10 protein-coding genes are annotated in these 12,731 nt (G+C 38.6%); 2 read left to right on the top strand and 8 right to left on the bottom strand.

What is annotated here, in order from left to right:
* Nucleotides 1-60: 60 nt before the first annotated feature.
* From M2M59_RS05495 to mutS, 7 genes are all read right to left on the bottom strand, one after another.
* Nucleotides 61-360, bottom strand: a complete 300-nt coding sequence (locus M2M59_RS05495; RefSeq protein WP_066785861.1) for a rhodanese-like domain-containing protein — start codon at nt 358-360, stop codon at nt 61-63.
* 208 nt (nt 361-568) lie between these two features.
* The gene (hfq, locus tag M2M59_RS05490) at nt 569-796 is read right to left on the bottom strand and encodes an RNA chaperone Hfq (protein ID WP_066785859.1); all 228 of its coding nucleotides are present in this window, start codon (nt 794-796) and stop codon (nt 569-571) included.
* A gap of 57 nt (nt 797-853) precedes the next feature.
* Nucleotides 854-1,771, bottom strand: coding sequence for a tRNA (adenosine(37)-N6)-dimethylallyltransferase MiaA (gene miaA, locus M2M59_RS05485; RefSeq protein ID WP_147194041.1), 918 nt, complete (start codon nt 1,769-1,771; stop codon nt 854-856).
* Nucleotides 1,753-2,691, bottom strand: a complete 939-nt coding sequence (locus M2M59_RS05480) for an alpha/beta fold hydrolase (protein ID WP_147194043.1) — start codon at nt 2,689-2,691, stop codon at nt 1,753-1,755. Before M2M59_RS05480 ends, miaA begins: the two co-directional genes overlap by 19 nt.
* Nucleotides 2,684-4,339: a glycerol-3-phosphate dehydrogenase/oxidase gene (locus tag M2M59_RS05475; RefSeq protein ID WP_147194044.1), complete on the bottom strand. Its 1,656-nt coding sequence runs from the start codon at nt 4,337-4,339 to the stop codon at nt 2,684-2,686. The genes M2M59_RS05480 and M2M59_RS05475 overlap by 8 nt, the downstream gene beginning before the upstream one ends.
* Before the next feature lie 25 nt (nt 4,340-4,364).
* Complete coding sequence (mutL, locus tag M2M59_RS05470) at nt 4,365-6,248, bottom strand: DNA mismatch repair endonuclease MutL (RefSeq protein ID WP_147194046.1); 1,884 nt, start codon at nt 6,246-6,248, stop codon at nt 4,365-4,367.
* Nucleotides 6,249-6,263: 15 nt separating this feature from the next.
* Complete coding sequence (gene mutS, locus M2M59_RS05465; protein ID WP_147194048.1) at nt 6,264-8,861, bottom strand: DNA mismatch repair protein MutS; 2,598 nt, start codon at nt 8,859-8,861, stop codon at nt 6,264-6,266.
* 319 nt (nt 8,862-9,180) lie between these two features.
* On the opposite strand from mutS, the gene gntK reads away from it, so the two are divergent.
* Nucleotides 9,181-10,725: a gluconokinase gene (gene gntK / locus M2M59_RS05460; protein WP_249775710.1), complete on the top strand. Its 1,545-nt coding sequence runs from the start codon at nt 9,181-9,183 to the stop codon at nt 10,723-10,725.
* A 111-nt stretch (nt 10,726-10,836) separates the two neighbouring features.
* Here gntK and gnd read toward each other — a convergent pair whose 3' ends face one another.
* Entirely contained in the window at nt 10,837-11,733 is an 897-nt protein-coding gene (gene gnd / locus M2M59_RS05455; protein ID WP_249775709.1) for a phosphogluconate dehydrogenase (NAD(+)-dependent, decarboxylating), read from the bottom strand.
* Nucleotides 11,734-11,871: 138 nt separating this feature from the next.
* On the opposite strand from gnd, the gene M2M59_RS05450 reads away from it, so the two are divergent.
* Nucleotides 11,872-12,717 carry a MurR/RpiR family transcriptional regulator gene (locus M2M59_RS05450; protein WP_147194051.1) on the top strand — a complete coding sequence of 282 codons (846 nt, stop codon included), beginning with the start codon at nt 11,872-11,874 and terminating at the stop codon, nt 12,715-12,717.
* The last annotated feature ends 14 nt before the right edge of the window (nt 12,718-12,731 follow it).

Genomic DNA, 12,731 nt, shown 5'->3' with positions numbered 1-12,731 from the left:
ATTGTTTAAATAGCAAAAGACGATGCACAAAGCTGTGATCGTCCTCTTTCCATATAAAAATTAAAATTCCAGCTCGCCTTCCCAAGCACTCATGCCGCCTTCAAGATTCGTTACATCGTAACCAAGCCCTTCAAGGTAAGAGCATGCGCTGAAGCTGCGTCCGCCTGCATGGCAAACAAAGATATAAGGGGTTTCTTTATTTAACTCCTCCATACGCTCTGGAATTTGACCAAGCGGGATATGGATCGCTCCAGGAATAATACCATTAGCCACTTCCTCATTTTCTCGAACGTCTACAATATGTAAATCTTCGTTCGCATCTAATTTGTTTAATACTTCTTCAGGTGTGATTGTTTTCATAAATAATTCCTCCAATAATTTTTAAGTATAATATAGAAGGCCGTAAGAAAAAAGAGTTAACCACTGTTATAGCAGGTCAACTCTTTCATCTATGCCGTCTATCAAGTACTATTAGCTTTTAACCATCCAATTTGCAAATGAAAAGTTTAAGTGGCGATTGTCGGTTAAACTCTGGATAAAAACTACACATAAAACGCTGTAACCCTTATTACTCTTCTTCTTGTTGGAATGCGACAGGCTTAGATGGTGCAAATGTAGAAATAGCATGCTTATAGATCAAATGTTGCTTTCCTTCTGCTTCTAGCAAAACAGTGAAATTATCGTATGAACGGATTGTACCCTTTAATTGAAAACCATTTAGCAAAAATACTGTAACAAAAATACCATTTTTTCTTAATTGATTTAAATATGCATCTTGTAAATTAACTGTTTTCAATCCTTTTCCCCCTCGTTCTCTTTTAAGTATTTATTCGCCAAAGTGATGCCGAATCCTCTATTTGCTTAAAATTTGACTTAATATTTCCACTATACCCATTTCTGCGTTATACCATTCAATTTCCATCTTATTACGAAAATAAGTAAGCTGACGTTTTGCATAATGCCTAGAATTTCGTTTTAGGGTTTCTATAGCTTCATCAAATGAGACTAACCCATCTAAATATGCGTAAATTTCTTTATAACCAATCGCTTTAATAGACTGGACATCGCGAATATCCCTTTTATAGAGCCGCTCCACTTCTTCAAGCAACCCTTTATCGATCATTTGGTCTACTCGCTGATTGATTCGACTATATAGCATTGCTCGATCCATATCTAAACCTATGATCCGATGTTGATAGATTGGAATGTTTCCACGATGCTGTTCTTCATTTGATTTTTTGATTGTGCTGTGTTCTGCCATTTCAAGAGCACGTATGACACGCCTTGTATTATTTGGATGTATAGTGCTGCCTGTTTCGGGATCAACTGACATCAGCTTTGCATGCATAGCTTCCGGTCCTTTTTCCTCTAACTCATCGTAGTAACGACGTCTGATTTCTTCATCAATTTTTTCGTCTGTAAAACGAAAATCATATAGCACAGATTGGATATAAAGACCTGTGCCTCCTACAATAATGGGAAATTTCCCTCTTTCTTTTATTTCATTAATTTTATGTCGTACTAATTGCTGGTATTCTGCTACAGACATTGAATCTGTGGGCTCCTTAATATCCAACAAATGATGTGGAATTCCTTCCATTTCACCTGGGGTTATTTTAGCCGTGCCTATGTTTAAATCCTTATAAACCTGCATGGAATCACCATTGATAATTTCACCATCAAGAGCTTTGGCTAGTTTAATACTTAGTGCTGTTTTTCCCACAGCAGTAGGCCCTACAATCGCTATTACATCTATATCTTTTTGTTGCATTCTTTTTTCTCCAACCAATTCAGTATTGTTTGTATGACAAAGTCATTATTTATTTCATTTAGTATTTCATGACGCATTTCAGTAAACAGCTGTACAGTAATATCTTGCAATCCAGCTCGGCTCAACTGCCTAGCTACACGCCAAACCCCTTTTTCAAAGCCGCCTACCGGATCTTTTGAGCCGCTAATTAGTAATATCGGTAAATCTTTTCGAATTCGCGCTACTTCAGCGTGCTTTGATAATGTAATAATACCTCCCAATAAATCTACAAAAAATTGATTGGTAGAGATAAAACCACAATCATCATCCGCTAAGTATTTTTTAATTTCTGCTTCATCTCTCGTGAGCCAATCTACAGCTGTTTTGGGGTGAGTGATTTTTTTGTTGAACAGACCAAAAGATAATTGATTCAACAGCTTACTTTCTTCACGTTTTCCTTTTCCAGCAGCTAACCCTTTTGCCAAATTGGCACCAGCATAATGCTGAACACCGACTGAACCGGTCCCACAGTAAATCGCCTTGCATAGCTCCTCGCTATATAACTCTGAATATCTCCTAGCGACAAAAGAGCCCATGCTATGTCCGAAAAGAATCATTTTCGGCAGTTCGTACTGTGTGCGTATTTCATCAGTTACTGTCTTTACATCTTCTACCACATGTTCAAAACCATTTTTCTCACTAAAAAACCCTTTTACTTCGTGATTTAATTCAGCCGTTTTGCCATGGCCTCGATGGTCATGCATAGAGACAAGATATCCTGTATCTACTAATTTTTCTGCAAAGCCGAGATACCGGCCTTGATGCTCTGCCATGCCATGTAAAATATGAATATGGCCTTTAATCTCTTGGGTAGGCTCAATAATCGTAGCAGCCAGACGATGACCATCTTTAGCTGCTACGTTGAGTGTTTTCTTATTCATATGATGCTCCGTTTGCAAAGTGTCCTGCATCATAAAGTAGATCTTCTAACTCTTTAGTGAATTTATTTACTTCTTCGGTGGTATATTGCAAATACTTGCTCATCAAGTTGATCACTTCATCTTTATACATCTTCACACTGTCAATATCAAAGTACATTTTAGAAGACCGCCGTACTAAGAAATCTGCTGGTTTATAAGCCATTTCAAATTGGATTGCATAAATCAACTGTGCATGCATAGCAAGAGGCAGCTGAATTCCTTCTTCTCTTGGCAATGTTTGCATAATACGATACAATTCATCAATATTTGTTCCATAACGTCTTACAAGTCTCTCTGCTTCGTTAAAGGTTAAACCATAACGTGTTCCTTCTTGTGCCTTGTAATGAACATATGCTTCAAAATTTCCAGAATGAATGCCTTTCGCCCCTGATAGTGACAAATCTTTTGTAATACATGGTCCGACTTTTTTAAATTTATGGCTAGATACAATTTTATCTACTGTTTTCTCTGCCATCTTGCGGTACCCTGTCAATTTGCCGCCTGCCATTGTCAGCAATCCAGTAGGTGATTCCCAAATTTCATCTTTGCGTGATATCTCAGATGGATCTTTTCCTTCTTCATAAATCAGCGGCCTTACACCTGCCCAGCATGATTCTACATCTTCTTCAGACACATCTACATCAGGGAAAATATAATGAATCGTATCTAATAGATAATCAATGTCTTCTTTCGTCGCAACTGGCTTTACTGGATTTTTATCATAAAATGTATCCGTTGTGCCAACATATGTCTTGCCATCCCGTGGAATAGCAAACACCATACGGCCGTCAGGTGCATCAAAGTAAATAGATTGTTGTAATGGAAAATGCGATTGATCAATAACAATATGGACACCCTTTGTAAGTCGAAGCTTTTTATTATTACTGATTTTATCTTTTTGGCGCATTTTATCTACCCATGGCCCTGTTGCATTCACGACAGATTTTGCTTGAATTGTCCATTTTCTTTGAGTGATTTGATCTCTCACGACTGCACCGGCTACTTTTTTGCCATCGTATACAAAATCCTCAACCATCGCATAGTTTAAGCATACAGCACCTAATTCTACTGCTTTTTTCAGAACTTCAATCGTTAAGCGGGCATCATCTGTTCGATACTCTACATAATAGCCTCCGCCTTTAAGCTTATCTTTGTTCAATAATGGCTCTTTCGCTAGAGTCTCTTTCGGTGATAACATTGTACGACGTTCGGATTTTTTGACGCCTGCAAGCCGGTCATACATATTTAATCCTAATGATGTGGATAAAGGCCCAAATGTACCTCCTTTATAAAATGGAAGTAACATCCATTGAGGAGTCGTAATATGCACACCATTTTCATAGACGATTTCTCTTTCTCTGCCCGTTTCTTTTACAATACCGACTTGCAACTGTTTCAAATAACGTAAGCCGCCGTGCACAAGCTTAGTTGAACGACTGGATGTACCCGCAGCAAAATCTTGCATTTCGACTAAAGCTACAGACAATCCACGTGATACTGCATCGAGCGCAATCCCAGCACCCGTAATACCCCCACCTACAACTAAGACATCGAATGAATAGTTGTTCAACGTGTTCATTACTTCATCTCTTTTAATGGCTGAAAACATATTAAATTTCCTCCTTTTGCACTTTTTACATCACGCGTTTAAACATTTTTTCAATTTCATATGTTCTAAAATGAACGATCACTGGCCTGCCGTGAGGACACGTAAATGGATTCTCCCTTAGCTTTAAATCCTCTAATAGTCTTTCCATCTGTGGCTGATCTAAATAATGGTTAGCTTTAATGGAACGCTTGCAGCTCATCATTATTGCTGCTGACTCTCGCAGTTTTTTTATATCCGTTACGCGGCTATGCAGCACCTGTTCAATTAACTCTTCAATAATCTCTGATTCCATATTTACTGGGAACCAGGTCGGATATTCCCGTACTATAAATGAGTTTTGGCCAAATTCCTCGAGATATACACCTACTTCTTCAAGAGCTTTGGTATTTTCCTTCAAAGTGAGTGCTTCATCCGCTGAATAATGGAAGGTCAATGGCAAAAGTAACGCTTGACGTTCATCAGGATTTACTTCTCCAACCTTTTCTTTAAAATACTCATACTTTATCCTCTCTTGCGCTGCATGTTGGTCAATAAGATAGAATCCATCTATGCTTTGCGCCACAATATACGTGCCGTGTATTTGGCCGACAATCTCCAATTCCGGAAATGGTTCTTTGAAAGGTTCAGGATGTTGGCTTTCCTGAGCCTTTGGAACATTAAAATCATCCAATTGCTCAGCGCTCTCATCCACGCCATCTATCATGTCTACTTGCGGCCCATCTTTTAACTCTTCCCATTTCTCCTCTACAATAAAACCTTTGTCTTGTCCTTTTAAATCTTCTGGAATAAAGAATTCTTCCTTTGACTTAGGTTTTTCATTGAATTGTGGTAGGCTCGTCGTGTCGTAATTAACCGTCTTCCAGAAGTTAATTTGTTCTGTAGAACGCGGAATCTTTTTCTTTTTCTCCATTATTTCAGGAGGTTGCATTGACTGACGAATCGCACGGTGAAGTGAAGTTTCAATCAATTGGATTAAATCGGGCTCTTTGCTTAAACGTATTTGCTGTTTTGCAGGATGAACATTTACATCAGTTAAATACGGGTCACCTTCAATATGAAGCACAGCTATCGGATATCTGCCTATTGGCAAGAAAGTATGATAGGCATCAATTAACGCCTTTTGAATGGTGTAATGACGCACCCATCGTCCATTGACAAATATAGAGATGTAATTTTTAGAAGCTCTTGTAATTTCAGATGCTGTCGCATAACCAGATATAGTATAGTCATTTGTTTGACCTTCAAAATGAACCATTTTTTTCGCATTAGCCACGCCGTAGATAGCTGCCAATACCTGCCTTACATCGCCACGGCCATTCGTTTTAAGCAATGTATTCGCCCCGTGCGCCAGCCTAAATGCGATATCTGGATAGCACAATGCAAGACGATTCATCAAATCAATTGTATGACCAAGCTCTGTTTGTATAGTCTTCATATACTTTAAACGTGCAGGAGTATTGAAAAAAAGCTGTGAAACAGTCAGGTTAGTTCCCTTGCGCAAAGGCCCCGGTTTTTGCTCTACAATATGTCCACCCTCCATAAAAACTTCAATACCACTTTCTCCGTTTGAAGTTTCAAGATGAACTTTTGAAACCGACGCTATACTTGCAAGTGCCTCGCCTCTAAATCCTAGCGTCCGGATGCGGAATAAGTCATGCTCGTTGTTAATTTTACTGGTAGCATGACGTTGAAAAGAGACTAGCGCATCCTCTTCATCCATGCCGCAACCATTATCAATGACTTGGATTGAAGTTAAGCCTGCTTCTTCTAATACTACTTCAATAGTAGTACTACCTGCATCGATTGCATTCTCTACTAATTCTTTCACAACAGAAGAAGGGCGTTCCACCACTTCCCCTGCCGCAATTTTATTGGACAAAAATTCATCCATAATATGAATATGTCCCATTTACTACATCTCCTATTACTTTAATAATTTCTGCTGAAGCGAGTATACAAGCTGCAGTGCCTCCATTGGCGTTGTACCTGAGACGTTTACTTGCTTCAACGTGTCAATAATTTCATTTTCCGATGGCGAATAGTCTGGCTCGGCTTTCGTTTGGGGTAACGCCGGCTTCTCTTCTTCAAAAAGGGATAGCTGTGTTTCTTCATGCACAGCTAGTGATTTCTTGGCATTTTTCTCCATATTTTGGTCAGCGCCTTCAAACTGGTTTAGTAATATTCGTGCGCGTTCAATAATAGCAGAAGGCAATTCAGCTAGTTCCGCTACATGAATACCATAGCTTTTATCCGCTGGTCCTTTTTTTACTTTATGCAAAAATACAACTTTACCATCTTGCTCTGTTGCAGAAACATGAACATTCTGAAGCCTCTCTAATTCATTCTCAAGTGTTGTGAGCTCATGGTAATGGGTAGAAAATAACGTATTGGCGCCAATCTTGTCATGGATATATTCCATCATCGACTGCGCTAATGCCATACCATCATACGTAGACGTTCCTCTACCTATTTCATCAAAGAGTAATAAGCTGCTGCTTGTTGCATTAGTGATGGCTTGCTGTGATTCAAGCATTTCAACCATAAACGTACTCTGGCCACCAGCTAAGTCATCTGCAGCGCCAATCCGAGTGAAGATTTGATCGATGATCGGTAATTCTGCTGCATCTGCTGGTACGTAACACCCAATTTGGGCCATCACTGCAATTAATGCAACTTGCCGCATATAAGTACTTTTCCCGGACATATTCGGTCCTGTAATCAGCATCATATTTTGCTCAGCACTTAAAACGCAATCATTCGGTACATATAGTTGCTTGTTCATCATCTTTTCAACTACCGGATGTCGTCCATTTGTAATTTTCATAGAACGTTCAGTGTGAAATACCGGTTTTATAAAATGATATTTTTCCGATACCTCAGCAAAGCTTATGAGAACATCTAATTCGCTAATGGAAGCAGCCAATGCTTGTAGTCGAGGAATAAATTGTTTCAATTCCTCTCTGACCTCTGTAAATAGTTGATATTCAAGGACCAGACTTTCTTCTTCGGCATGCAAAATGATAGATTCTTTTTCTTTCAATTCCTCTGTAATATATCTTTCAGCGTTTGCCAATGTCTGTTTTCGTTCATAACGAGATAAATCCACTGCATTGATATTGGATTTTGTCACTTCAATGTAATAGCCAAATACACGGTTATAGCCGATTTTCAAATTTTTAATTCCTGTTTCTTGTCGCTCTCTTTGTTCCAATTGAGCTATCCAATCTTTCCCGTTATGTGAAGCATCCCGAAATTCATCAAGCTTTTCATTGAAGCCTTCCCTTATAACGCCACCTTCTTTGACTGAGATAGGCGGATGGTCTGTAATAGCATTACTTAAGTAAGCTAGAACATCATCACACGCGTCAATTACCCGACCTAGCGAAGGAAGTTGATCCCCGTTCGATTTTAATAGCACATTCTTTATAGCAGGAATGTTGTATAGGGAGTCACGTAATTGAGCCAAATCTCTGCCGCCTACATTGCCAAAAGCAACTCTTCCAGCAAGTCGTTCTAAGTCATAAACTTTCGAAAGAAGCTCTTTTAATTCTGCCCTTGCAAAATAATCTTCTAGCAGTTCCGTTACAATGTTTAGACGTTGTTCAATTGCACCTCGGCTGGCTAATGGCTGATGTAGCCATTGCTTTAATTTCCGACCGCCCATTGCTGTAGATGTATCGTCCAACAGCCAAAGTAGCGTTCCCTTCAAATCACCACGTAATGAAGAAATCAACTCTAGATTGCGTTTGGAGTTGGCATCAATCTTCAAATAATGCTTGGTTTCATGGAAAACAAATGATTGTATGTGACTTAATGAACGCATTTGGGTATGTTCAATATAACAAAGCAATAACTGGCAAGCTTTGTGCAACTCTTTTGGTACATCTGCAAAATAACGTAGTTGGTATTCCGCTATACTATCAACCCTATTCTCGATTGATAGAACAACAGACGAAGAAGAGGCAAGGCTTTGGAAGTCATCGTAAACAGCTTCTTCTATCACCAATTCTCTAATATTCAAAGCATGCAGCTGTTGGAACAATTCCTTTTTCTCGCCTTCAATCCACATCGCAGCCGCTTCCCCTGTTGATAGATCAAGATAACTGAATGCAAATTGATTATTATTTAGTTTTACAGCTGCACCAATAAAGTGATTGGACTTACCGTCTAGGTCTTTACCTTCCATAATAGTGCCTGGCGTAATAAGTTGAACCACTTCTCGTTTAACTACACCCTTTGCGACTTTTGGATCTTCTGTTTGTTCACATACAGCTACTTTAAATCCTTTTTGTACGAGTGTTTCAATGTAATTTTGGGCAGAATGATGAGGAACGCCACACATGGGTATACGCTCTTTTGAGCCTGCATCTCTGCTCGTTAATGTAATTTCTAATAATTGAGAAGCACGAACAGCATCATCAAAAAACATTTCATAGAAATCGCCTAAGCGAAAAAATAAAAAAGCATCTTTATAATCTGCTTTTATCTGCAAATATTGTTGCATCATAGGTGTATAAGACATTTTAATACCTCTCTTATGTTGCTAAATCTTATTATTATTATAGCAAATGGGTGTCGAAAAATCGTTTATCAGTCATTGGAAAGTGTTTTTATAGGAAGCCCAGCTACTACCTTTAAAATTTTTAAGGCATTTACGTTACAATCCTTTTCTTCCCTGAATAGAACAGCTAAAATAGAAAAGGAAATATTTTTTCTGAAACCGTTTTATTACAAGAAATAATTTTTATTATTTAATCTATTATATCTATTTAACGTTTCCTTACAATGGTTTTACCAGATGAGCGAAATGAACTTAAAAGATAACAAAAGGAGCCATCTACATGTCAAATAGATCTTATTACCTTGGTGTTGATATTGGCACGACTGCTACAAAAGCTGTTTTATTTGGCGAAAAAGGCCAAGTCATCAGTACACATCGTGCAGGATATCCTTTATATAGCCCAACTCCTAGCGTAGCAGAACAAGACCCAGACGAAATTTTAAATGCAGTAAAAGAAACTATTCGAGTTGCTATTGAGAAGAGCCAAATAAATGTAGAACAATTAAAATTGGTATCATTTAGTGCAGCCATGCATAGCCTTATTGCTATTGGTGAAAACGGGAAGCCCCTTACTAGATGCATCACCTGGGCTGATAGCCGTGCCACTGACTGGGCAGAAAAAATAAAAAAAGAAATGAATGGGCATGATATTTACAGTCGAACAGGCACACCGATCCATCCGATGTCCCCTTTATGTAAAATTACATGGCTACGCCACGAGAAAAAAGAGATTTTCTCTAAAACCTATAAGTTTATTAGTATGAAAGAATATGTGTTTCATCATTTCTTCGGACGCTATATAGTGGACCATTCTATTGCTTCTGCAACAGGCATGTTCAACCTTAAAAATGCAGCGTGGGATGAGCAAGCACTGTCAGTAGCGGGCATTACAAAAGACCAACTTTCAGAACTTGTGCCAACGACATTTTATCTTGATGGTTTAAAACAAGAAGTGTCTGAAGAACTTGGCATCCCTACACATATTCCATTTGTCGTAGGAGCGAATGACGGTGTTCTTTCTAACTTAGGTGTGAATGCAATCGATCCAGGCGTTGTGGCCGTAACAATTGGGACGAGCGGAGCCATCCGTACTGTAACTGACCGACCTGTAACCGATCCAAAAGGACGTATCTTCTGCTACGTACTCACAGATAAGCATTGGGTTGTTGGTGGACCTGTCAATAATGGCGGTATGACATTCAGATGGCTGCGTGATGAACTTGCTTCTTCAGAAGTTGAAACAGCCAAACGTCTAGGTATTGATCCATATGATGTATTAACGAAGATTGCTTCCAATGTAAATCCAGGTTCGGACGGTCTACTATTCCATCCTTATTTAGCCGGTGAACGCGCACCGCTTTGGAATGCCAATGCCCGTGGTTCTTTCTTCGGCTTAGGTTTACATCATAAAAAAGAGCATATGATCCGGGCAGTATTAGAGGGTGTTATCTTTAATTTGTATACCGTCTTTATCGCCCTTCAAGAAGTAATCGGTGTGCCAAATAAAATCCAAGCTACTGGTGGCTTTGCCCGTTCTGCATTATGGCGCCAAATGATGGCTGATATCTTCAATCAAGAAGTGTCTGTTCCTGAAAGTTTTGAAAGCTCTTGCTTAGGAGCCATCGTTCTAGGCATGTATGCACTAGGCGAAATTGAAGATTTTTCAATTGTTTCTGAATGGGTTGGTTCTACACATCTACACAAACCAATCGAAGAAAATGTTGAATTATATGTTGAATTGATTCCTATCTTTATTCGTATTTCTCGGATGCTTTCACAAGAATACGAAGACATTTCCAAATTCCAAGAAAAATGGGTTAAATAAATGTGATGATGTCCTATTACTAGACAATCTGCTCTAGCAATAGGACATTTTTTTGCTTAAAAAAAGAGCCAGTCACCCATAAGGCAAAAGACTCTTCCATTTATTCATTTATTATTTTTTTTCAACTGCATGGCCGCCAAATTCATTGCGAAGAGCAGCTACCACTTTTCCTGTAAACGTATCTTCTTCTAATGAACGATAGCGCATCATCAAAGCAAGTGATGTTACTGGCACTGGCGCTTGTAATTCCAACGCTGTTTCAACAGTCCATTTTCCTTCGCCTGATGAATGCATAATCCCTTTCAATTGATCTAATTTAGGATCTTTTGAGAAAGCATTTTGAGTTAATTCCATTAACCATGAACGAATAACAGATCCATGATTCCACATTTTCGCTACATTCTCGTAGTCATAATCAAACGGACTCTTTTCTAATACTTCAAACCCTTCCGCGATCGCTTGCATCATCCCGTATTCAATACCGTTATGAATCATTTTGAGGAAGTGACCACTACCGGATTTCCCTGCATATAAGTAACCGTCCTCTACACAGATGTCTTTAATAATCGGTTGTATAGTTTGGAAAGCCTCTTCCTCTCCACCAATCATCATACAAGCACCTTCTAGTGCCCCAGAAGTTCCACCACTTGTGCCACAATCCATAAAGAAGATACCAGATTGCTTTAACTCTTCGGAGATGCGCATTGCTTCTTTATAATGTGAATTCCCGCCATCAATTAAGATATCCCCTGCTTCTAGTAGGCCTTTTAATTGTTCAATCGTCGTTTTCGTAATATCTCCTGCTGGCACCATTAACCAAATAATGCGCGGTTTTGGCATTGCTGCTACAAGCTCCTCTAACGTTCCGAAGCTATTGCCTCCCGCATCTTTAAATTTGAATGTTGCTTCTTCATTCACGTCTGTCGCAAAAACTGTATGTTCATGTTTTAGTAAATTCAAACCTAAATTAAAGCCCATTTTCCCTAAACCAACTAAACCAATATTCACCTAAAACACTCCTTTTCCTTCTGTTTCTTTTATTATAGCGAAAATATTTTCTTTTTTAAATTAAAAATATGAAAAAATATTTCTAACCAGAATTATGCTATACTACTTTTACGAGTATGAACGGAAAGGATTCTAATTATGCCCCATAACACGTTAAAAAAAATTCAATCACTATATCCACGCCTAAGTGAAAAAGAAAAGAAAATAGCTGACTATATTAAAGATAAACCCGAAAAAATCGTTAATCAAACAATTAACGAAGTATCGCAAGACTTAAATATTGCAGATGCAACTGTTTTCCGCTTTTGTAAGCGCTTAGGTTTTAAAGGATACCAAGCCATGAAAATAGCTCTTGCAGCCGAAATCACAAAGCCTATTAAACAAATACATGAAGAAATAAAGGTAGATGATGACGAAATCACTATCTTTGAAAAAATTTTCAAGTCTAATATCCAAACACTTGAAAACACACTCCATGTAATTGATGGATCAGCAATTGTGAAAGCGACTCACTTAATTTGCAATGCAGCTAACATCTATTTTTATGGCACCGGTGGTTCTTCTGTAATCGCTATGGATGCGTATCATAAATTTATTCGGACAGGAAAAAAATGTTTTGCTTTTATTGATTCTCACTTCCAATTAATGTCCGCTTCTCAGCTTTCCAAAGATGATGTAGCCATTGTCATTTCTCATTCTGGACGCAATCAGGATACGTTGCAAATTGCTAAAACTGCTAAGGACAAAGGTGCAGCAATCATTGCAATCACAGGATTCCCTAAATCTCAAATAAGCCAGTTAGCTGATGCCTCCCTCTACACGAGTTCAGAGGAAACAGAATACCGCTCAGAGGCATTATCCTCTAGGATTGGTCAGTTAAGCATTATCGATGCTCTTTATGTAAACACCATGGTGCAGCATAAAGAAGAAGCAAATGTAGCCCTCGAACATATTCGCGATGCTATTGCTAAAACACGTATATAAAAAAGGAGAAGATA

The organism is Rummeliibacillus sp. G93 (genome assembly GCF_023515935.1).
Classification (GTDB): Bacteria; Bacillota; Bacilli; order Bacillales_A; family Planococcaceae; genus Rummeliibacillus; species Rummeliibacillus stabekisii.
The sequence above is the reverse complement of the archived record's forward strand: the minus strand, read 5'-3'. Positions and strand labels throughout refer to the sequence as shown.

Coding starts and splice junctions, on each gene's coding strand:
- M2M59_RS05480 (WP_147194043.1), bottom strand. CDS start 2,691: ATGAATAAGAAAACACTCAACGTAGCAGCTAAAGATGGTCATCGTCTG.
- M2M59_RS05475 (WP_147194044.1), bottom strand. CDS start 4,339: ATGTTTTCAGCCATTAAAAGAGATGAAGTAATGAACACGTTGAACAAC.
- miaA (WP_147194041.1), bottom strand. CDS start 1,771: ATGCAACAAAAAGATATAGATGTAATAGCGATTGTAGGGCCTACTGCT.
- M2M59_RS05450 (WP_147194051.1), top strand. CDS start 11,872: ATGCCCCATAACACGTTAAAAAAAATTCAATCACTATATCCACGCCTA.
- M2M59_RS05495 (WP_066785861.1), bottom strand. CDS start 360: ATGAAAACAATCACACCTGAAGAAGTATTAAACAAATTAGATGCGAAC.
- mutL (WP_147194046.1), bottom strand. CDS start 6,248: ATGGGACATATTCATATTATGGATGAATTTTTGTCCAATAAAATTGCG.
- gntK (WP_249775710.1), top strand. CDS start 9,181: ATGTCAAATAGATCTTATTACCTTGGTGTTGATATTGGCACGACTGCT.
- mutS (WP_147194048.1), bottom strand. CDS start 8,861: ATGTCTTATACACCTATGATGCAACAATATTTGCAGATAAAAGCAGAT.